The 21,456-nt window shown below is 67.9% G+C and carries 15 protein-coding genes, 1 tRNA gene and 2 pseudogenes; 8 read left to right on the top strand and 10 right to left on the bottom strand.

Features of this window, described 5'->3' with window-relative positions:
- Positions 1-105 precede the first annotated feature (105 nt).
- Together G1H11_RS05030 and G1H11_RS05025 are read right to left on the bottom strand one after the other, a co-directional pair.
- Positions 106-711, bottom strand: a complete 606-nt coding sequence (locus tag G1H11_RS05030) for a hypothetical protein (protein ID WP_163816625.1) — start codon at positions 709-711, stop codon at positions 106-108.
- Positions 712-818: 107 nt separating this feature from the next.
- Entirely contained in the window at positions 819-1,535 is a 717-nt protein-coding gene (locus G1H11_RS05025) for an IclR family transcriptional regulator (RefSeq protein WP_163816623.1), read from the bottom strand.
- A 160-nt stretch (positions 1,536-1,695) separates the two neighbouring features.
- Between G1H11_RS05025 and G1H11_RS05020 the strand changes: the two genes are divergently transcribed.
- Together G1H11_RS05020 and G1H11_RS05015 are read left to right on the top strand one after the other, a co-directional pair.
- Positions 1,696-2,889, top strand: coding sequence for a homogentisate 1,2-dioxygenase (locus tag G1H11_RS05020; protein ID WP_163816621.1), 1,194 nt, complete (start codon positions 1,696-1,698; stop codon positions 2,887-2,889).
- Positions 2,890-2,957: 68 nt separating this feature from the next.
- On the top strand, positions 2,958-3,521 hold the full coding sequence (locus G1H11_RS05015) for an NUDIX hydrolase (RefSeq protein ID WP_163816619.1): 564 nt from the start codon (positions 2,958-2,960) through the stop codon (positions 3,519-3,521).
- A gap of 11 nt (positions 3,522-3,532) precedes the next feature.
- Here G1H11_RS05015 and G1H11_RS05010 read toward each other — a convergent pair whose 3' ends face one another.
- Positions 3,533-4,057 carry a GNAT family N-acetyltransferase gene (locus tag G1H11_RS05010; protein ID WP_163816617.1) on the bottom strand — a complete coding sequence of 175 codons (525 nt, stop codon included), beginning with the start codon at positions 4,055-4,057 and terminating at the stop codon, positions 3,533-3,535.
- A gap of 162 nt (positions 4,058-4,219) precedes the next feature.
- On the opposite strand from G1H11_RS05010, the gene G1H11_RS05005 reads away from it, so the two are divergent.
- Positions 4,220-5,524 (top strand): hypothetical protein, encoded by a 1,305-nt coding sequence (locus G1H11_RS05005; RefSeq protein WP_163816615.1) that lies wholly within the window; start codon positions 4,220-4,222, stop codon positions 5,522-5,524.
- A 37-nt stretch (positions 5,525-5,561) separates the two neighbouring features.
- On the opposite strand, the gene G1H11_RS05000 is transcribed toward G1H11_RS05005, so the two are convergent.
- Positions 5,562-6,530 (bottom strand): NAD-dependent epimerase/dehydratase family protein, encoded by a 969-nt coding sequence (locus G1H11_RS05000; protein WP_163816613.1) that lies wholly within the window; start codon positions 6,528-6,530, stop codon positions 5,562-5,564.
- Positions 6,531-6,649: 119 nt separating this feature from the next.
- Here G1H11_RS05000 and G1H11_RS04995 point away from each other — a divergent pair, with 119 nt between their 5' ends.
- Positions 6,650-7,387 (top strand): TetR/AcrR family transcriptional regulator, encoded by a 738-nt coding sequence (locus tag G1H11_RS04995; RefSeq protein WP_163816611.1) that lies wholly within the window; start codon positions 6,650-6,652, stop codon positions 7,385-7,387.
- A 303-nt stretch (positions 7,388-7,690) separates the two neighbouring features.
- On the opposite strand, the gene G1H11_RS04990 is transcribed toward G1H11_RS04995, so the two are convergent.
- From G1H11_RS04990 to G1H11_RS27560, 3 genes and pseudogenes are all read right to left on the bottom strand, one after another.
- Positions 7,691-8,830 carry a hypothetical protein gene (locus G1H11_RS04990; protein ID WP_163816609.1) on the bottom strand — a complete coding sequence of 380 codons (1,140 nt, stop codon included), beginning with the start codon at positions 8,828-8,830 and terminating at the stop codon, positions 7,691-7,693.
- 78 nt (positions 8,831-8,908) lie between these two features.
- Positions 8,909-9,004 (bottom strand): annotated as a pseudogene (locus tag G1H11_RS27565) (hypothetical protein); the annotation flags it as partial.
- A 938-nt stretch (positions 9,005-9,942) separates the two neighbouring features.
- Positions 9,943-10,653, bottom strand: a pseudogene (locus G1H11_RS27560) (AfsR/SARP family transcriptional regulator); the annotation flags it as partial.
- A gap of 116 nt (positions 10,654-10,769) precedes the next feature.
- On the opposite strand from G1H11_RS27560, the gene G1H11_RS04980 reads away from it, so the two are divergent.
- The 3 genes from G1H11_RS04980 to G1H11_RS26340 all read left to right on the top strand — a co-directional run bounded on the left by G1H11_RS04980 (position 10,770) and on the right by G1H11_RS26340 (position 15,163).
- Positions 10,770-11,861, top strand: a complete 1,092-nt coding sequence (locus G1H11_RS04980; RefSeq protein ID WP_163816605.1) for a methyltransferase domain-containing protein — start codon at positions 10,770-10,772, stop codon at positions 11,859-11,861.
- Positions 11,862-12,116: 255 nt separating this feature from the next.
- Positions 12,117-13,775, top strand: a complete 1,659-nt coding sequence (locus tag G1H11_RS04975) for an FAD-dependent oxidoreductase (protein ID WP_163816602.1) — start codon at positions 12,117-12,119, stop codon at positions 13,773-13,775.
- On the top strand, positions 13,775-15,163 hold the full coding sequence (locus tag G1H11_RS26340; protein ID WP_163816600.1) for an ATP-binding protein: 1,389 nt from the start codon (positions 13,775-13,777) through the stop codon (positions 15,161-15,163). Before G1H11_RS04975 ends, G1H11_RS26340 begins: the two co-directional genes overlap by 1 nt.
- Positions 15,164-15,284: 121 nt before the next feature.
- Here G1H11_RS26340 and G1H11_RS04965 read toward each other — a convergent pair.
- Together G1H11_RS04965 and G1H11_RS04960 are read right to left on the bottom strand one after the other, a co-directional pair.
- Positions 15,285-15,357: transfer RNA gene (locus tag G1H11_RS04965), tRNA-Arg, on the bottom strand.
- Between the two features lie 51 nt (positions 15,358-15,408).
- The gene (locus G1H11_RS04960) at positions 15,409-15,933 is read right to left on the bottom strand and encodes a hypothetical protein (protein WP_163816598.1); all 525 of its coding nucleotides are present in this window, start codon (positions 15,931-15,933) and stop codon (positions 15,409-15,411) included.
- Positions 15,934-16,171: 238 nt separating this feature from the next.
- Between G1H11_RS04960 and G1H11_RS26875 the strand changes: the two genes are divergently transcribed.
- Positions 16,172-20,389 carry a hypothetical protein gene (locus G1H11_RS26875; RefSeq protein WP_163816596.1) on the top strand — a complete coding sequence of 1,406 codons (4,218 nt, stop codon included), beginning with the start codon at positions 16,172-16,174 and terminating at the stop codon, positions 20,387-20,389.
- A gap of 94 nt (positions 20,390-20,483) precedes the next feature.
- Here G1H11_RS26875 and G1H11_RS04950 read toward each other — a convergent pair whose 3' ends face one another.
- Positions 20,484-21,452 (bottom strand): helix-turn-helix transcriptional regulator, encoded by a 969-nt coding sequence (locus G1H11_RS04950; protein ID WP_163816593.1) that lies wholly within the window; start codon positions 21,450-21,452, stop codon positions 20,484-20,486.
- Positions 21,453-21,456: the final 4 nt, after the last annotated feature.

The following is a 21,456-nucleotide window of genomic DNA, read 5'->3' as shown; positions in this document are numbered from 1 at the left end:
GGCTCATGCGTCGCCGCCGCACCGCCGTCTCGGCCCGGCGTCGATCATTGCCGGGTCGTTTCCCGTGTATAGGGGCGTCACCCGGCAATGATCAGGTATGGGGCCTCAGCGGTGCGAAGCGAACCAGGGCTCATGGAGATCGAGGTAGCGGACGTCCTCGATCAGGTCCATCTCCTGTCTCATGAGCTGGCGGGCCTCGGAGCTGAGTTCACGCCGCTCGCCCTCCCTCGCCGCTGCCTCGTCGGTGAATGCCACCGTCTCTGTCATCACGCCGTCGTCGTCGATGGCGATGGTGCCTCCGATGATGTCCGGCCGCTCGCGGGCCAGCACCGAGCCGGTCTGGTCGATCAGGGAGTGCATGCGGTCGCGGTCCCTGACCTTGCCCTGGATGACCTGCACGAAACCGGCGTCGTCGGTGCCGCCGTCGAGGAGCATCATGACGTCCGTACAGTCGTGGAACGTCACCTCGCCGTCGAAGCACTCGGACATCTCCCGCCACCACGCGTCCTGCTCCGGGCGCTGAGAATTTCTCCGTGCGGCTTCCTCCGAAGCGAAGCGGACCGTACCGACGAACATGCCGTCGTCAGTGATGCCGTACGTGCCGCCCAGCCAACCCTCCGCGTGGGGAGCGAACTCCTCGAGCCAGCGGTCCAGTCCTGAGCGCAATCGCTCCTCATCGCGCACGCGACCTTGGATGACCTGGATGAACATGGCGACCTCCCCCAAGTCGCGATCCCCCCGGACCTCCCGATGACGTCCGCTCAGGGGACGTGACCGTTCCTCAATGTACGCCTGTGCCGCCGCGACGTCGATAGAGGTCAGGGCAGGCGATTGCCGATCGCGGCGGCTGTGCTCACGACGAGCTGTGCGGTACGCGGCTCGTCGAGTGCTCCCAGAGCGACGACGCCCACCGATGCCTCGATCTCGCCCGTCCGGGGACGAACGGGTGCGGCAAGACCCCAAGCGCCGCGCTGCAGCTCGCCCTCGCTGATCGAGTACCCGCGTCGTCGGGCCTCGGTGATCTCGGCGCGCTCACCGGTGACGGCCGCGCGGGCGCTGAGGATGGCGAGCCCGGCGGACCCGACCGTAGCCGGGTGCCGGGTGCCGATCCGGTAGGCCACGTGCGCGTCGGCGTGCAGGGGCTCCACGACCAGCGCACTGACGACCTCGTCGCCGTCCAGCACGGACAGGAACGCCGTGGCGGCGGCGGCTTCGGCCAGGTCCCGCAACGGGACCTGCGCAGTGGCGCGCAGGTCGGGGCGGACGGCTCCGGCCAGCTCGATCATGGTCAGCCCCAGCTGGTACCGGGTATCCGCGCGCTGGGTCACGAGGCCGCGCCGGGTCAGTGTGCCAAGCAGCCGATAGACGCCGGTGCGATGCAGCGCTGTCTCGTGGGCCAGCTGGGTGGTGGTCAGCCCGTGCGGATGCCGCGCGAGAGCGCTGAGGATCCGGATCCCGTTGTCCAGGGTCTTGGATCCGGCCGCGCCCTCTACCGAGGGGGAGGCGGAGATGTGCGCGGGCGCCGTGGACGGCATCGATCCTCCTTGACGTGGTGCGGGACACTGTCTACCGTGAAACTGTGCGGTCTCCGCACTTCAGGTGCGATTATCGCTCCAGTTTAGTCAGAATCGGAAGCGGCACAAGACCGATCCCGCTTGAGCCGTCCCCCGATGCCGTCACTGCAAGGAGGCCGAGATGGCGTACTACCGGAGCGTCGGAAACGTCCCGCCGAAGCGGCACACTCAGCACCGCAAGCCCGACGGCGGCCTGTATTACGAGGAGCTGATGGGTGAGGAGGGCTTCTCCAGTGACTCGTCGCTCCTCTACCACCGCAACATCCCGTCCGCCATCGCGGACGCCCAGGTGTGGGAGCTGCCGGACCAGTCTCTGACGGCTAATCATCCGCTCACACCGCGCCACCTCAAGCTACATGAACTCTTTCCCGGCCAGGAATGGAAGGCGGCCGACGTGGTGACCGGGCGCCGGCTGGTACTCGGCAACGCCGATGTGCGGATCTCGTACGTGGTCGCCGGGGAGCCGTCGCCGCTGTACCGGAACGCCATCGGTGACGAGTGCGTCTATATCGAATCGGGTTCCGGCTCCGTGGAGACCGTGTTCGGCGTTCTGCCGTTCCGGCAGGGCGACCACGTCATGCTTCCGCGAGCGACGACGCACCGATGGGTCCCGGAGCCGGACCAGCCGGTCCGGGCCTACGTGATCGAGGCCAACTCGCACATCACCCCGCCCAAGCGCTATCTCTCCCGGTTCGGCCAGCTACTTGAGCACGCACCGTACAGTGAGCGAGACCTGCACGGGCCCACCGAGCCGATGCTTGCTGACGGCACCGATGCGGAGGTGCTCGTCAAACATCGCGGCCCTCGTGGGCTCGCGGGCACTCGGTTCGTCTATCCGCAGCACCCGTTCGACGTCGTCGGCTGGGACGGCTGCCTGTATCCGTACACGTTCAACATCGCCGACTTCGAGCCGATCACGGGCCGGGTTCACCAGCCCCCGCCGGTCCATCAGGTCTTCGAAGGCTACAACTTCGTCATCTGCAATTTTGTCCCCCGCAAGGTCGACTATCACCCGCTGTCGATACCGGTGCCGTACTACCACTCCAACGTCGACTCGGACGAGGTCATGTTCTACTGCGGCGGCGACTACGAGGCCCGTAAGGGCTCCGGGATCGGGCCCGGGTCCATTTCGTTGCATCCCGGTGGATGGGCGCACGGCCCTCAGCCAGGAGCCTACGAGCGCAGCATCGGCGTGGAGTACTTCGACGAGCTCGCCGTCATGGTCGACACGTTCCGCCCGCTCGAGCTCGGGGAAGCCGGCCAGGCCAGCGACGACGGCGTCTACGCCTGGAGCTGGAACCGTACGGACCGATAGCTGGGTGCGAGCGGTCCTGGCGAGAATCCGCATGCGGTCTCGCGGAGCACGCATCTAAGCTCGGGTCCATGTCGATCGCGCGCGCCACCGTTGAGGACCTGTTCGCTCAATACCACCCGAACGGATCCACCGAGATAGCCGATGTGGGGCGTGCGCGCGAGTTCGTGGCCACGGCCGAAGACCCGTGGTCGCGTCACACGCTCCTGCATCTGACCGGATCGGCGATCATTGTCCACCCACCGACGCGCCGCGTGCTGTTGCGGTGGCATCCCCGCCAGGGATCGTGGATGCAGATCGGTGGCCACGGGGATCCTGGAGAGACCGACCCCGTGACCGTCGCGCTGCGCGAGGGGAAGGAGGAGACCGGCCTGTCCGACCTGGTTCCCTGGCCGGACGCGAACGTCGTGCAGGTGGTGATAGTTCCGGTGCCGGCCAACGCGGTCGAGCCCGCCCACGAGCACGTCGACGTGCGGTTCGTCTTGGCGACGGCCGAACCGGATGCGGCCACGCCGGAGTCGCCCGATGCGCCGCTGCGCTGGCTTGGCGCTGCCGAGGCGCGCGAGGCCACGCACGAGGAGAACGTCCGCGAGATGTTGATGCGTGTGGAGCGCCTGCTCGCGGTTCCGGGGTAGGGGGTTCTCCCCTAGTCCTGGTGGTCGTCCACGAAGCCGAGTTTCCTGTTCATCGCGATGGCACTGGCGTTGCGCGGGTGATGGAACGTCCGCAGCACCGAGACGCCGGCATCCTTGGCGAACCTGATGGCCAGCACCTTCATGGCCAGTGCGAGGCTGCGACCGCGATACGCGGCCAGAACGCCGGTCATCTCGCTGAACGCGTAGCCCTTCGCGGCGTGAATGGTCGTCATAGCCATGCCCACCCACTCGGCGCCGTCGAGCGCGAGAACCACGCCGCTCGGGTTGTAGACGCGTTGATCGAAGCGGCGGGTCGCGTACTCGTCGTAGGTGTAGAACTCGCCGCGCTCGGGGATGTCGGCCGAACAGGTCTTGTTCAGCTGATACAGGGCGTGCCGGTGAGCGGGGGTGTCGCCGATCCTGGCCATGGTGGTGAGCTCGATCCCGTGGTGCCGGGCCCGGTCCAGGTACTGCAGGAACGGATCCTCGTCGAAGTTCTGCACATCGAGCCTGAGCCGGGTCCATTCCGTCGGCATCGTAGGCACCCCATCCCGTATCGCTCCGGCCATGATCGCATCGGCGCGGGCGCCGGGATGCGGGCACCCTGGAGGCGATCTCCCCGTTTCGGTTGTGCGCGGCCAGCGGGCCTGTGAAAGTAGCAGGGCAGGTGGGCGCTTGAGAGGCGGAGGGAATACGGCATGCGCGTGGGCCGTGATGTCCAGGACAAACTGAGCAGCCGGATTCGCAGCGGGCTGAGGCTCGTCCCGGGGGAGCGCATCGAACTCGTCGTGCGTACCAACGGCGGGAAACCTCCCGCGGACTGCCTGGTCATCACCAACGGGCGAATGCTGGCGCTGGACACGTCGGCGGACCCCCTGACCTGGGCGCGCCGGCAGGTTCTCGCGGACGAGGTGCGGATCTGGCAGCTGACCAGGAAGTTCCGAAGCCGCCTGGTGGTCACCAGCGGGTACGGCAGGACGGATGTGCTCGCCTCCGGCCTGAGCGTGTACGACGACGACCTGGTGGACGAGCACGTCACCCAGCTCGTCGGCAACCGGGAACACGCCGGCGTGCTGAAGGTGCTTCGGGCACTTCGGGCGGAGGCACACTGGGTGACCAGCGCCTACGGCCGTTCGGTGTACGTCCTTGACCGGGAATGTGTGCCCAGCACCACGGCCGAGGTGATCGACCTCGACATTGTGGAACGCCAGCTGAGCCAGTTCGACTTCTGGCCCGGCAGCGAGGTGCGGCGGCACCTGGCCGCGTGCTTGCCCGCCGGGGGCTGCCATTTCGCGGGGGCGGAGTCGATGACCTGGGCGGCGCCCACGCCTTCGGGCGGCGCCGTGGCCAGAGAGCACGTCGTTGCGGTCGTGCATGCCCTGGTAACCGTCGACGCGGCCCGGGTCCGGAAAGCGGCCGGAGCGGAGGCCGATGTCTTGCACGAGCTGATGGCCGTTGTGGCGGCGATCCGGTCCAACCCGGCGTGGACGTCCGGACACCTCGACGAGAAGGACGCTCGCGTCGACGTCGATGCCGAGATCCGCCAGATCGCTCTGCAATGCCACCGGGTGGCGGAGTTACGCGCGGACATGGGCCCGAAACCCCAGACGCGCTCCGAGACCGGGAGCCGGGCGTCCGCGGTGTACGACGCCGCGGTGGCATCGCTCGACACCCTGGCGCGCCGGTTGGAGGACCGGGTGATCGCCCTGGCGGCCTACCGGGACCGCCTAAGGACCCTGGCGCGTGAGCTCGCTGATCTCGACAGCGCCACCCATATCTCGGCTGTGGCGGAGAAGGTCGCCGTCCTGGCCGGTGCGGACGGAGCCGACGATGTCGGAGGGATGGTGCCGTATCCGCGGCAGCCTGATGACGCGGTGCCCGAGGCTGTCGCCGCTGTGCGGGACGAAGCTGAGCGCGTGCGTAGTCAGGACATCTCCATGGCAGTGGGCGCCACGCACAGCTTCGATCCCGACGGGGCGGACACCAGCCCGATCGCCGGATAGGGGTCTGGCAGCGCGCCGGCCGTGGCCACGTCGGCGGCTACGTCGCCGGTTCCGCCCGGCCATGGTCCTGCGACGCTTGACTCTGCCAGTAGGCGGCGGTCACCCGCATCACGTCGTCCCACGGTGTGTGCTCCAGTCCGAACGTGGCCGTGGTGGCGGTCGCGTCGATCTCGAAAGGCGCTTCCCACTGGTACAGCACACCGCGCACCTCGCGCAACAGTGGTGAGAACGTGGAGAGGAGCCTGAGCGCGGCCGTGGGTATCCGGCGAACCCTGGGAGCCGGGACACCCCCTTGCCGAGTGGCCGACTCGAGGAGCGCCCGCACCGTCACGGGCGGGGCAGCGGGAACGTGCCATGCATGTCCCCACGCGCGCTCGTCGGTGCCGAGGACGGCGAGGGTCCTCGCGACGTCACTGATGTACGCGAAGCTGCGTGGCGCGTCCGGGTCTCCGAACATGTACACCGGCTTGCCCGCCATGGCGGCCTGTCCGTAGCGGGTGATCAACCCCGCGTGCGGCCCGACACCGGGGCCGATGAAATCCGACGCCCGGGCCTCGGTGACACGAACCCGCCCCGCCTGGTTTGCGGCGAGTGCCTCTTCCCAGAGGCTGGCACGCAGCTTCCCCTTGTGTTCGGTGGCCGCGAGCGGATGGTCGCGGCTGATCGGTCCGGTGACCGGGCCGTAGCCGTAGAGATTGCTCATGGTGACGAGGACCGCTCCAGTCGCCTGCGCGACGTTGAGTACGGCCGCGGCCAGCGGCGGCCACATAAAGGCCCAGTTCTGATAGCTGGGAGGACTGACGCAGTTGTAGATGGCGGCGGCGCCCGTGGCGTGGGTGCGCAGCGCCTCGGCGTCGGTTACATCAGCGCTGATGAGGGTGATTCCCGGGTGCGACGGGCCGGTGCCGGAACGCGTGACGACGCGGACGTCGTGGCCGTCGTTCACCAGCTGTGTGGCTAGGGCGGTGCCGACGGTGCCGGCGCCGAGAACGAGGTGAAATGACACGGGATCTCCTTTGTGAGCGGTGCTCTTGTTGGTGAACAGTGTTGCGCCAGGCGGGCTTCTTGTCAAGAGCAGTGCTCTCGGTTAGGTCTGGCGCTCGCCCCGTATGGCACACTGTGGGCATGGCTTCCACGCGTGGTCTCCGGGAACGAGTTCGGGAGGAGCTGACCCGGGAGATCAAAGACGTCGCTCGCCAGCAGCTGGCGCAGGTCGGTGCGGGGGGATTGTCGGTGCGTGCCGTCACGCGCGAGCTGGGCATGGCGTCGTCGGCGGTCTACCGGTACTTCCCCAGCCGGGACGCGCTGCTGACGGCGCTGATCACCGATGCCTATGTGGGGATCGGTGAGGCTGCTCGCCAAGCGGAGTCGGAGGTGGCCCGCGAGGATTACCTCGGCCGCTGGACGGCGGTGTTCCGGTCGGTCCGTGACTGGGCGCGCGAGCATCCGCATGAATACGCCCTGATCTACGGTTCTCCGGTGCCGGGATACGCCGCACCGGAGCACACGGCGGTTCCGGCGAGCGAGGTGGTCGTGCTGCTGGCGCGGATCGCTATCGAGGCGGCAGCCGCTGGCAACGGTGGGCTCCCTGCGGACGGTGTTGCCGATGCGCTCACCGCGGATGTCGAGACCCTGAAAAGCCACCCGGCCGTAGCCGGGCCGGGTGAGATCGCCGAAGCCTTGAACGAGACTCCGGCGTCAGTCGTCCTGCACGTCATCGACGCGTGGACCATGCTGTTCGGAGCGGTCAGCTTCGAACTCTTCGGGCACTACTACGACGTCCTCACGGCCCTGGACGACTACCTCGACCGGCTCGCCGTGAAGTCCGCCGCGCCGCTCCGCCTGACCCACCAGAACGGCTGACCACCTTCCCGCTGTTTTTCACACGAAGATCTTCACGCTCGCGTGGCCTGGGGTTTTGCGTCCGCCGTTTGTCACACGGCAATCGTCACGCCGGGTGTGAGAGGAGTCGTGTGAGCTCTGGGTGCATGGATCGGCGATTCCGTGCACGACAGGCGCCACGACATTGAGATCCAAGGTTCCCGCGGCCGATTCTCACACGACTGCCCGCACGATCGACGCCAGTCCCGGCGCGAGCTGGCACGACCGCATCCCCTCTTGCTGCGCGCACTGGCTGGCCACAGCAAATGGATCTTGAGTAACCGCTCAGCTCGGTAAGACAGCATCGATCGAAGCGACCGCGAATGCGACGACGGCATCGGACGACATGGCGGTACCGCGGTGAGTGGCCGCGGCGAACCCACGTGCACCCAGGACGTTCGCCAGGAGATCGGCGGCCCGTACCACATCCGTGGCGTCGCTACCGAAGGTGGCCGCGCTGGTGGCACGTAAAGCACCAAGGATCGTGGCGGCCTCCTCGTAGGCGCCCACGTTGACGAAGAGCTGCAGGAGATTGCGTAACGTGGTCCATTGGTGATGCCAGACCTGCATCTGGTGCCACCGGGTCACGCTCCGGCGAAATGCCCGCAGAGCCTCCATCGGCTCGCCTGTACGCATGAGGAGGGCAGCGAGCCCTACCTGCGCGATGTTAGCCGTAAACGTGCTGTTGACAAACTCGGCGAGAGCGATTGCCTCCTCGTAGTGTCGTCTACTCTGATCTGGATCGCGCGTTGACGACGACTCCGCCTGGGTGTACAACGACCACGCCGTCAGGCTCGGGTTGCCGGTGGCCAGCGAGACACGCAGGCTGTCGTCCGCTGCGACGGCGCCCCCTTCGGGATCATCGGCATAGGTCAACGCCAGTCCACGCAGTATGAGCGCCTGAGATTCATACCACGCGTCGTCGTGAGCTCTGGCGAGCTGGAGTTGCTCCGTTGCCATGTCGAGGCAGTTGTCCAGGCGTCCTTCATACAAGGCTACGACGGCCATCACCTTGAGCAGAGGGATCCGCTGCCCGTCGTCAGGATCGGCGATTCGTGCGAGAGCACGTTCCGCTAGTGTGAGCGCGCTTCGTAGCTCGCCTCGCAGGGTCAGGCCTTCTCCCACAGCTCCACAGACCGCGGTGTAGCGGGCGTGGAGGTCGGCACCGGGCAGGGTGAGCGCCGTTTCACCCCAGGTGACCACCTCGTCGTGGAACTGATAGAGCGCGTAGTGGTAGAGCCCGGCGGATAGCCGGAGGGCGAGATCGGCGTCCTGCTGCTCCACGGCCCACCGATGCCCGGTGCGCAAGTTGTCGAGTTCTGCGTCGATTGAGCTGGTCCAGTGACGTTCGTGGGGTCCTCGAAGCCCGCCTCCCACGTCCTCGGCGAACCGGACGTAATACGCGGCGTGGGCCCGGCGAATCATGTGGAGTTCACCACGCGCCTCTAGGAGTTCACGGCCGTACGCGCGCAACGTTTCCAACAGCGTGTATCGGACTGGGCCCCCTGACTGCCCAGTCGACACCAGTGAGTTCTCCACCAGCGCTGCCAGCACGTCGAGCAGCGAAGGCTCTTGGCAGACGTGTTCAGCTGCGTCCAGTGTGAAGCCTCCGGCGAAGACGGACAGCCGAGCGAATAGGCGCTGCTCGGCAGGGCTAACAGAGCGTAGGACCAGTCCACGACGGCGCGGAGAGTCCGGTGCCGTGGCGCTACGCTTGTCCGGGCTGTGGTGAGAAGACCGAACCGGTCCGCAGAGCGCGCGGCCAGGTCGACAGGATTGAGCGAGCGGGTCCGTGCCGCCGCAAGTTCAATGCCAAGCGGCAGTCCGTCGAGCTGGCGGCACAGCTCGGCGATGTGGGTGAGATTTTCGCCGGTCAGCGTGAAATCCGGCCGAACAGCCTGGGCGCGGTCGATGAACAGCCGGACGGCCGGTGATCCGGCTGCCGCCGCGCCCGCGTCGGGCCGGGGCACAGGGAGCGGTGCGATGGGACGGAGGCGTTCACCAGTCACCCCGAGGCCCACCCGGCTGGTGCAGAGCAGCGTCACGCGCGGGCACTCCCGGATTACGGCCTCCAACAACGGAGCCACCGCTTCCAGAACGTGCTCGCAGTTGTCGACCGCCAGGAGCAGATGTCTCGGCGCGAGAACGGCGACGACAGACTGTTCAACGGTCCAGCCTGGCTGCCTTCTGGCACCTACCGCGGCGGCGAGTGCGTCCGCTACCGCCGCGCCGTCGGTGATCGGCGCCAGGTCGCACCACCGCACGCCGTCCGCGTACTGGCGGGCGACGCTGTTGGCCACTCGCAGGGCCAGCTGAGTCTTGCCCACGCCGCCGACGCCGGTCAGCGTAACGGCCCGGTACTCGTACAACGCCTCGGCAGTGGCTCCGACGTCCTGATCTCGTCCGATGAGGTGCAGTGCGTGGCTGGGTAGCACGCCGTGGCTGCGCGGCGGCGCCGCGTCCGCGTCGACATTGGATCCTATTCGGCTGGGCGGGGCCGTCCAATCGAGCTCCGGGTCCTGGCGGAGTATGGCACTTTCCAGGAGTCGCAGCCGCGACGAGGGCTCGATGCCCAGTTCATCGTCGAGTTCTCGGCGAAACTCCCTGAATACCGCCAGCGCCTCGGCGTGCCGTTGGCATCGATACAACGCCAGCATGAGCTGCGAGCGTGGGCGTTCGCGCAGCGGGTGCCGCGAGGCGTGTGCCTCGATCACGCCCACCAGGTCGGCGTGGTGGCCGAGAACCAGGCCGGCGTCTTGTTTGGCCTCGATCGCGGCCAGCCGCAGCTCTTCGAGTCGCATCGCCTCGTGCTTGGCGAACTCGGCATCCGCGAACTCCGCATAGGCGCCGCCTCGCCATAGCGCGAGCGCCTCGTCGAGAAGGATCAGGGCCGTCTCCGGCACGTCAGTCGTGAGGCTGCGAGCTTCACCCAGGAGTCGCTCGAACCGGCCGGCATCCGTGTGTTCTGCGCCGATCTCCAGGACGTAGCCGGGAGGCCGGGTGATCAGCACCTCGTCGCCCTGCGAATGAAGGAGTCCGCGTAGGCGGGAGATGTACACGAAGAGCGAGCGCACCGCCGTGTCCGGTGGGTTCTCATCCCAAACCGCGGCGATCAGGCGGTCATTCGACACGACCGCGCCGGAGTGTACGAGTAGAGCGGCGAGGATTCTCCTCTGGGCCGGGCTGCCAAGGGTCACCTCGTGGCCTTCGCGTCGGATCACCAGCGATCCCAGTACGCCGAAGTCCATGTCAGCCCGCTCACGTTACTGACTCGTTGACGCGGGATGTCCCCGCGTGCAATCGAGCTGCAACCGCGCCGCTAGGCGGCCCGTTCATCCTGACACCACAACCAAGAGGAGGCAAGATGACAACGAGTTCTGTAGAGGCAGCCGTCACCGTTGAGGCGAGCCAAGCTGAGGTCGAGGCATTCGTGGGCCAGGTCATGGGCGACACGAGTGCGTGGATCGTCACGACCATGGCCATGATCGGCGACCAGCTCGGATTGTGGCGCGCGCTTGCAGATTCCCGGCCGACGACCAGCGCTGAGCTGGCCGAGCAGACGGATACCGCGGAGCGTTATGTCCGGGAGTGGCTCTCGTCGATGGCAGCTCATGGATACCTCACGTTCGATCCGGCAACCGAGCGTTTTACTCTCCCGCCGGCGCATGTGCCAGTGCTCGGCATTGAGAGCCCCACCTTCTTCGGCGGCTTTCACCATGCGCTCTACGGGTTGAGCAGCATGCTGAAACCGGTCGTGGAAGCGTTCCAGCACGGCGGCGGCGTGCATCTGTCCAGCTACCCGGATGACTGGTGGCGCGGCTTCGAGCGGTTCAGCAGCGGTTGGTTCCACTACCTGCTGCCACAGGTGTGGCTACCGGCGATGCCCGAGGTAAACGCGGCATTGAGTCGTGGGGCGGATGTGGCTGACATCGGCTGCGGACGCGGCAAGGCGTTGATCCGGCTGGCGGAGGAGTATCCGGCTGGTCGCTACATCGGGTTCGATGTGCACGAGGAGTCGATCACTGCCGCCCGTGCCAGTGCGGAAGCCGCTGGGGTGGCCGACCGGGTCCGTTTCGAGTGCCGTGACGTGTCCGCCGGTATTCCCGGCGACTACGACGTGATCACGACCTTCGACGTCATCCATGACGCAACCGACCCGCAGGGCATCCTGAGGGAAGTCCGGGCCGCACTGCGTCCGGAGGGGCGCTACGTGTGCCTGGACGTCAACGCCAGCCACCGGCTGCAAGACAACACCGGACCGCTCGGGGCCTATTTCTACGGTGTCAGCGTCTTGTTCTGCCTGACAACGTCGCTGGCCCAGAACGGGGTGGGTCTGGGCACATGTGGATTCAACGAGCACACGGCTCGTCAGATGTGCTTGGAGGCAGGTTTCGGTACGGTCCGCCGAGTGGACATCGCGAATCCGTTCAACATCCTGTACGACATCACCGCTTGAGGTCTGGGCGAGTGGCCGCGTGGGGTCGCCATGACGTGAGCCCCACGCGGCATTGAACGACCGCCAGAGTCATCGGGTGCCTCACGGGTAGAGCCAGCGCATCGACATGGAGTCGGGGTCTGGCGGGAGCTCGATACCGCTGCATGTATGGGCTAGCCCGGTGATAACTCCGGCGTTACGCTTGTCCCCAATTGTCTTTCGTCCCTCCAGGCTCCCCTTCGGGGTGGGCGCCCGAGGCCGGCTGAGGGATTGTCCATGAGCAAACCCGCCATCCTGACCGTCGACGACGATCGCGAGGTCTCCGCGGCGATCACCCGGGACCTGCGTAGCCGGTACGGCGCGGCCTATCGCATCCTGCAGGCGAGGTCGGGTGCCGATGCCCTGGCCCTGCTGACCGCACTTGCACTGCGAAATCAGCCGGTCGCGTTGATCGCCGCCGACCAGCGGATGCCGGAGATGACCGGCATCGAGATGTTGGAGCAGGCACGTACCCAGACGCCGGACGCGAAGTACCTCCTGCTCACGGCATACGCTGACACAGACGCCGCTATTAAGGCGATCAACGATATCGGTCTCGACTACTACCTGCTCAAGCCATGGGATCCTCCGGAGGAACGGCTCTACCCCGTCGTTGATGACCTGCTCGGCGATTGGCGCGATGCCCACCCGGACTACACGTCCGGCCTGCGCGTGGTGGGGCACAAATGGTCCGATCGCAGCCACGAGATCAAGACCTTCCTCGCCCGCAATCACGTGCCCTACCGCTGGTATGACATAGAGCGCGATGCCGAGGCGCAGCGCTTGAGCCAACTCGCTCAGGCGACAGCGGCCGATCTACCGCTGGTGCTCGTGCCCGACGGTGAGGCGCTCCGCTCGCCGTCCAGTCTCGATGTGGCCGACGCGCTCGGCCTGCGCACCAGAGCCGAGCAGCCGCTGTACGACGTGTGCATCGTGGGTGGCGGCCCGGCGGGCCTGGCCGCTGCGGTGTACGCGGCGTCGGAGGGTCTGAGCACCGTCGTCGTCGAGCGTGAGGCGCCTGGAGGCCAGGCCAGTCAAAGTGCGGCGATCGAGAACTATCTGGGATTTCCCAGAGGGCTGGCGGGCTCTGACCTCACCCATCGAGCAGTCGCTCAAGTTTCTCGCTTCGGTGCCGAAATGGTGCTCGCGCGCGATGTGATCGGCTTCCAGACCCGCGGGCCGGTGCATGCCGTGCTGCTCGAAGGCTCGGCGGAGATCGAGGCTCGCGCGCTCATCGTGGCGACCGGCGTGTCCTACCGCCGCTTGGCAGCAGCGGGTCTCGACGAGCTGATTGGCCGAGGGGTCTACTACGGTGCGAGCGCCAGCGAGGCGAGCCAGTGCCAGGGCGACGACGTCTACATCGTGGGCGCCGCCAACTCGGCAGGTCAAGCCGCTCTGAACATGGCAAAATTCGCCAAGTGCGTGGTGTTGGTGGTCCGGGCGGCGACTCTCGAGGACACGATGTCCCAGTACCTTGTCGATCGCATCAAGTCCGCACCTAATATCGACGTGCGTTACCGCAGCGAGGTGGTGGAGTGCCGGGGCGACGGCCACCTCGAGGCCCTGACTCTGGCGGATCGGATTACCGGCGTCCGCGATGAAGTATCGGCGAGCTGGCTTTTCGTCTTCATCGGTGCCTCGCCACGCACCGACTGGCTCGGGCCTGACGTCGTCCGTGACGACAAGGGGTTCGTCGTGACCGGTCAAGATCTCCACAATCCGGCCTTCGCTCAGCGCTGGCCGCTGCACCGGGTGCCCTTCGCGCTCGAAACGAGTGTGCCCGGGGTGTTCGCCGCCGGCGACGTCCGGCTGGACTCCATGAAGCGCGTCGCGTCGGCCGTCGGTGAGGGCGCGATGTCGGTCTACCTCGTGCACCGCTACCTGGCCTCGATCTGATGCGCCTCGATGACCTCCGCAGACTGCCCGTCTTCGACGGCTTGACCGGCGACCAGCTTGCGGAACTCCTCGCCGCCGGCACCGAGGTCCGGATCGAGCCCGGTATCGACTTGTTCCATGAGGGTGAGTACGCGGACTTCTGGTGGGTGCTCGTCGAGGGCGCCGTCGACCTCGTCCGCCACATCGGACGCGAGGAGACCGTCGTCGGAAGGATGTCCGTCGCCGGTCGCTGGGCCGGCGGGTTTCGCGCCTGGGATGAACATGGTGTCTATCTGGCGACCGGCCGGGGAGTCATCGACGGACGGCTGCTCCGGCTGCCCTCGGGCGTACTGCGTGAGCTGTGTGACACCTGGTTCCCGTTCGGCGGTCACCTCATCGAAGGGCTGTACGGCACGGCACGCACCATCGAGTCCACGGTGCGCCAGCGCGAGGCTCTGGTCACCCTCGGCACGCTTGCCGCGGGCCTTGCGCACGAGATCAACAATCCGGCTGCGGCCGCCACGCGCTCCGTCGATGCGCTCGAAGGCGCGTGCCAGACGCTGCTCTCGTCACTGGGCCGGCTCGCTCAGGGTGGGATCTCGGCTCGGCAGCTCTCGACGCTCGACGGGCTGCGAACCGAGATCGAGCCTCGAACGGCGCTCGAGGACGCGTTGGGGATGGCTGATCACGAGGAAGCCCTCTCAACGTGGCTCAGTCGCCACGGCATCGAGCGCGACTGGGTCATCGCCCCGCCGCTTGCGGCTGCTGGCGTCGACGTCGCCTGGTGCGAACGCGTCGCGGTCGTGCTTGAGGGAGCCGCGCTGGAAGCAGGCCTGGAATGGGTGGCGAGCACGGTCACCGCGGCAGCGTTGATGTCGGAACTGAAGGAAGCCACCCGGCGCATCTCCGAGCTGGTCGACGCGGTCGGGTCCTACTCCCAGATGGATCGTGCGTCGAGGCAGCACATCGACATCACGGACGGCCTGGAGAGCACGCTGGTTATGCTCGGACACAAGCTCCGCAAGGGCGTCATGGTGGTGCGTGACTACGACGCCGACATCCCCCGCATCGAGGCTTACCCCGGCGAGCTCAACCAGGTGTGGACCAACCTCATCGACAACGCCGCCGACGCGATGGACGGCGCGGGCACACTCCGGTTGACGACGCGGGCTGATGGGGACTTCGTGGTCGTCGAGGTCGGCGATACGGGCCCGGGTATGTCGCCGGGCGTTGCGGAGCGCGCGTTCAACGCGTTCTACACAACCAAGGACCTGGGCGCTGGCACCGGTCTTGGCCTCGACGTCGCACGTCGCATCATCATGGAGCGCCACGGCGGCACGATCAGCATCGACTCCCAGCCGGGTGGGACGGTACTGCGGGTACGCCTCCCCGCCCGAGCGCCGCAGTAACGCGAGCCATGAACCCGTGAAGCTTCCACCAACCGGGCCGCGAGGGGCGTCTATTGGCGGACTACCGGCTGGGTATCGGAACGGTGAGGTCACGCTTTCCGCATCGATGCTGGTCAGTGCGTGCCCTCGGTAGGATTCGAACCTACGACAACCCGCTTAGGAGGCGGATGCTCTATCCCCTGAGCTACGAGGGCGTGCGTCCGGGGGACCGTGCCGACCAGCGGACGCCAACCAAGGGTACCCGGTCAGTCGAGAACCGCGCAGTCCGCGCCGAGCTCGACGAGTCCGGAGACGTAGGCCGTGGTGAGCTCCGACGCCGAGGCGAGCTGCTCGCCACTGACCTCGTCCGCGGCCGCCAGCTCCCGCCACGTGTCGCCCAGGCTTGCCCCACTGGAGAGGACCTCGTCGACTTGATCACCCTCGTCTTCGTCGAGAAGCGGCGGCAGGCCATCGATACCCGCCAGCAATGACTGGACGCCGGCGTCGACGGTGGCCACGTTGTCAGGGTCCTCCCGCGCGGACGCGCCCTGGCTCAGCAGGGGGTGCTCTTCCGCGACAGCGTGGCACGTCGAGCTGGCCTGTTCGGCCCAGGCAGAGAGCTGCACGGGAGCGGTCTCGGCCTGCTCGTCGTCTCCACCGCCAGTTACGAGGATGTAACCGGCGACGCTCGCAGCGACGACCACGAGAAACGTGATCGTCATCGTCGCCAGCACCCGCTTGCCGGATGGCCTGGGAGTTGACGTTGAGGGTAGTTCCTCAAGCAGTTTCACCGAGACTCCTCACATCACGGTCAAGGTCGTCATAGTCGCTGGTGCCGGCCCCTGTCACGCCGCGCCACTCTAGCTTGTCTGGACCGGAAGTCCAGACCGGCGCCGGGCGCCGTCGTGTCGCCACCACTGAACCGTACGCCTCCAGCGCGGCCGATGCCGGGGTTGTCGGCAACCCCGACTCTCGATTCACGGCCTGTCCGCGTCGCTCTTGGCGGATGCCTGAACTACCCTCGGCTGGGTGAGACACAGTGAACACGTGGCCGAGGCGGTGCAGGCGTGGAGGGATGAACTCGCTGCGCTGGGTGGGCGTGATCCGCTGCTGTCCTTCCGGGATCTGAAGGTCGGCACCCTCGACCTGGCCGCGGCTGAGCCTGAAGCTCGCCGCAAGCTCCTCGAGGGCGAGTCCGTCTTGTTGTCTCGCCTGTTTCCGCACGAGCCGCTGCGCAGTTCGGCGCTGCGCTCCACCCGTGCCATCCGGGACAAGTCGCGTGAGCTGTTCGAAGAACGAGGTCTCAGCGTCGGGCTGCTGGCCGTCGGGATCGCTACCTGGGCCAACCCGTTCGTCGCCCATCGCCCCACGGCACCAGTGCTCCTGCGGACCGCCGCGGTCGTGGCGCGTGACCCGGCGGAGACCGACTTCGTGATCACGGTCGCCGACGATCCGATCATCAACCCGGTGCTTCTCCATGCCCTGGACACGCAGCTCGGCCTGCGGTTCCAGGCCGACGACCTACGCGACCATTCGGGACAGCTGAAGTACACCACCGTGGTGGAGCGGCTACGGGAGTTCGCCCCGGCGCACGTCGTCGACGGATTCTCCATCGCGCACCGCGCAGTACTCGCGACGTTCTCCACCGAACCACTCCTCCTGTCGCGCGACCTCGATGATCTCGGCGCCGAGCTGGGCCACCACGATGTGGTCGCGGCACTCGCCGGCGACGAGCGGGCGCACGCCGCCGTGAGCGTGGACCCGGTGCCGGCGAGCCCCGAGTACGTGGTGCTCGACACCGACGCCGACCAGCTCGACGTCATCGCCACTGTGGCGGGTGGCGGCAACGTGCTGGTCGACGCGCCACCGGGGACCGGTAGGACGCAGACGGTCGCCGCATTGGTGGCTGAGCTCGTCGGGCGGGGACAGCGCGTCCTGGTGGCCAGCCAGAAGCGAGCCACCGCTGAGGCGTTGATATCCCGGCTCGAGTCGGTGGGGCTGTCTGAGCTGGTTCTCGACATCGGCGGTACCACACCCCAGGACGCGGTGCACCAGATCACCGACACCGCCCGCCGGCTCCACGCTGCCGCGAACTCGGCACGGTCGGGGTCCGCCCAGTCCGGGCCGGCCGCGGAAGAGTCCAAGCCGCGCGCCGTCGAGGAAGCCGAGCGTCTCGGCGGCGAACTCGAGGCCTACCACGAAGCCCTGCACCGGGTCCGCGAACCGGGTGACGTCAGTGCCTACGACGCCATGGTGACGCTGGCCACGACACAGCAGAACGCGCGGACGACCGTGCGGATCTCACCCGAGGCACTCCGGCAGGCACCCGCGCCCGCCGAGCTCCGCGCCAAGCTCAGGGAATATGCCGACCTCGAGGGCCTCACGCTCACGCAGGACGGCTCGCTCTGGTTCGGTGCCGACATCCCCACAGCGGCTGTGGCCGACTCGTTGAGCACCACGGTCGTCGGCCTGCGTGACATCTACGTACCACAGTTGCGAGACGCCGCCACTCGGGCAGCCGTGGAGGTCGGCCTGGCCGGTCCGGCCACCATCACCGAGTGTTTCGAGGTGGTGGAGCTCCTCTCCGCGGTGGCATCCACCAACAAGAGGCTCGGCTCCAGCGTCTGGGATGAGCCGCTGGACGACCTCGTCGCCGTCACCAGTGCTCGTGCGGAGCGTTCCGAGTACGCGAACATGCCGGGACTACTCGCTCGGCGGCGTCTGCGTCGTCGTGCGCATGAGCTGGCCGGGTCATCGAGCCGGCGCCAGCGCGAGTCGGCCCATGCCAAGCTGGCGGCGGCGAAGGCGCAGCTGGCCGCATGGAAAAAGCGCTCGCGCGACGGAAAACCGCCGCGAACGGGTGAGTACCTCCCCAGAGCGGTCGAGGCGGTGACCGCGGCGCGCCGCCGGCTGAGCGTCCTGGCCGAGGCGAACCCGCGCGCGAGCGATCTGACCGACCTGACCTTCGCCGAAGCGACGCGCCGGCTTGACGCGCTCGCCAAGGACGAGGCGCACTTGCGCGCGCTGCCCAGACTGACCAAGCTCGCGGCGGACCTGCGCTCCGCTGGACTTGATCCCTTGCTCGACGACCTCAGGCGGCGGCGGATTCGGGCCGAGCGGGTCGAGGACGTGCTGGAGTACGCTCGGTTGTCCTCGCTGCTGGATCACTGGCGGCAGACGGATCCGGCACTGCACCACTTCGATGTCACCGAGCAGCAGCGCATCGTGGACGACTTCCGGGCCGCCGACCGTGACCGGCTGGAGGTGGCGGCTGAACAGGTCCGGCACGCGCACGCCGCCCATGTCGCGCAGATCGCGGAGGAGCACGAAGGTCAGGCCGATGTCCTGCTCGGCCTCACCCGCGGGCCGAGCGCGGACGGACCACGCACCCCGCGGCAGTTGGTGGACATCGCGCCGGATATCGCGCTCGCCGCGGTGCCGTGCTGGGTGATGTCCCCATTGGCGGTGGCGAACGCGCTGCCGCCACGCCGGCTGTTCGATGTGGTGATCCTTGAGGACGCCGGCCGGATCGCGGTCTCCCAGGCGGTGCCGGTGATCGCGCGCGCGGAGCGCGTCGTCGCGATCGCTGACGACGAGGTGGCCCTGACGTCCTTCACCACGGCCGTGGAGCCCGCACCTGACCCCGACGAGCAGGAAGGCCCGTGGTCCGGGGATCCGCCGCCGTCGGTGGCCGAGCTGCTCCGTGGCGTGCTGCCCGCTCGGGCCCTGCGCTGGCCGTACCGGTACCGCGACGACCGGTTGGCCGGATTCGCCGCCACCACCACCTATGCCGGCCGCCTGGCAACGGTGCCTGGGGCCGGTGGCAACCCACGCGTCACCCTGGAGCTGGTGGACGCACCGGTCGGGGGCGACGACCCGGTCGATAGCTCGTCGGCCGAGGTGAGCCGGGTGGTGGAACTCGTCCTGGAGCACCTGCGGGCCCGCCCGCACGAGAGCCTCGGTGTCGTCACGCTCGGTCCACGGCATGCCGAGCGGCTCGACGCCGCGTTGCGCCGGGCCCTTGTCCGGGCGCCGGACGTCGCCGGCCTGCTGCATGAGGACCGTGCCGAGGCCTTCTTCGTCAAGGACGTCGAGCGGGTCGCCGGCGACGTCCGGGACGCGATCGTCCTCAGTCTCGGATACGGCAGATCCGTGGACGGCCGGATACTTTACCGGTTCGGCGCGCTGGGCAGGCCGGGCGGTGAGCGGCGCCTGGTGTCGGCGACTACGCGAGCCCGGGAGCGGCTCATGGTGGTCTCCACCTTCGGCGCCGACGACCTGAGCCCACGCCGGTTGACCACGCCGGGGTCGCAGGCATTGGGTGAGTTCCTGGCGTATGTCGAGCGGGGCGGGCGCACGCCTGACCGGCAACCCATGCATGACGACGTGCTGGCCCAGGTCATCGCGGCGCGGCTGCGCAAGGCCGGCGCCGGGGTCGAGATCGGCTACGGCGGCAGTGGTGGCATCATCGTTGCGGTGCGGCATCCGAATCGTCGTGATCGATTCGTGCTCGCGGTCGAGACCGATGGCCGTGACCTCTCCGCCCGGGCTTCGGCGCGGGAGCGGGAGCGGCTTCGCCCGGCTCTGCTGGCGCGTCTCGGCTGGGCCGTCCACCGGGTGTGGGTCGAGGCGTGGGTCAGCGACCCCGATGGTGAAGCGGAGCGCCTGATCCAGGCCTATGAAGAGTCCGTCGCCGCCGCCGATGCTTACGACTGGGCCGTGGCCGCCGCCGAGGCCGACGTCGTCGCCGGAATGCCGGAAGAGGTGGAAGAACCCGAGAATGGTGGCACGGGTGATGCCGTCCAGGACGGCGTTGAGGCAACTGGTGACCAGAACGCGAGCGACGAGGACACAGCCACGGGTGTGCCTGCCACGGGTACCGGTGGGGATGCACGCGCCGGCGACAGTGCCGGCGAGGGTGATGCCGCCGCCGGCGACGGAGCGGCAGCCGCAAACACGCCAGAGGCGGGGAGCGCGGATGGTGCTCCCGCGGAACCTCTTGCTCGCACAGGCGACAGGCCAGCGCTGGCGCGAGGTCGTCGTGTCTCTGATTACACCGGACGCGAGCTGGCCGCGTTGGCCCGCTGGATCGAGTCCGACGGTGTGAGCCGGCGGGTGTCCGACGTGGTCGACTTGCTCGCCGCGGACCTGCGGCTATCTCTGGACGACGCCCGCAACCGGGACGTCCTCCACCACGCGGTACGGGTAGCGCGCGCCGGCGCCCCCTCGTCCCAAATGATCATGTAAACCATGTTTTCTCGTGCTTCACCAGGACTGTAGGCATGGTGAAGCACGAGAAAACATGGTTTACATGATCATTCGGGGACGGCGTGCCCGGCTGTCAGGTTGAGGCTGGGACGGCGCGGCGGTACCGGTCGGCGAGCGCCTGGATGTGGGCGACGAGCTCCGGCGGCTCCACCACTTCGAAGTCGACCCCGGCGAGGCCGATGGTAAGCGCGAGCTGCTCCAGGGAGTCGTTCGCCGTCCGGAGCCTGCAGGTGTGCTCGTCGACGTGCTCGAGCGTGCCGACGGCGGCGTTGAGTCGCTCCTGCATGGCCTCCAGTGGGGTATGCAACAGGAAGGTGGCGTGGAATCGGCGTGGCGCCACCGACACCTGGCGCGCCACGTACGCGGCGATGTCCTCGTCGGGCAGCTCACGCGGGGAGAACCGGGCGCCTACCGGCGTGCACGTGGCGATCCGGTCGACGCGGAAGGTACGCCAGTCCTGCCGGTCGAGATCCCACGCCACCAGGTACCAGCGGCGTCCCCACCTGACGAGCCGATAGGGCTCGGCCGCGCGGCTGGTCTCTGTCCCATTGTGGCTCCGGTAGCCGAACCGGGTGCGTTCGTGATCCCGGCAGGCCAGCGAGAGCGTGGCCAGGACGTCGGAGTCGACGGTGGGCGCGGGCGTGTCGTAAGGGATCGACACTGTCTGGGTGTGCATGGCGTTGACCCGGCGTCGCAGCCGGCTGGGCAGAACCTGCTCCAGCTTGGCGAGGGCACGCACCGAGGTCTCCTCGATACCGGCGACGGTCCCGGTCGCGGCAGTGCGCAGCCCCACGGCGACGGCCACCGCCTCGTCGTCGTCGAGCAGGAGCGGCGGCAGGTCGGCACCGGCACCCAGCTGGTACCCACCCGACACTCCAGGGCTCGCGTTGACCGGATAGCCCAGCGAGCGGAGCTTGTCGATGTCGTTGCGGATGGTCCGGGTGCTGACGTCCAGGCGGCCGGCCAGCTCCGCGCCCGTCCACTCACGGCGGGCCTGAAGCAAGGACAGCAGGCGTAGAAGTCGAGCCGATGTCTCTAACATTCTT

The sequence above is a fragment of the Phytoactinopolyspora alkaliphila genome (genome assembly GCF_010550695.1).
Classification (GTDB): domain Bacteria; phylum Actinomycetota; class Actinomycetes; order Jiangellales; family Jiangellaceae; genus Phytoactinopolyspora; species Phytoactinopolyspora alkaliphila.
This window is presented reverse-complemented; position numbering and strand designations above follow the sequence as displayed.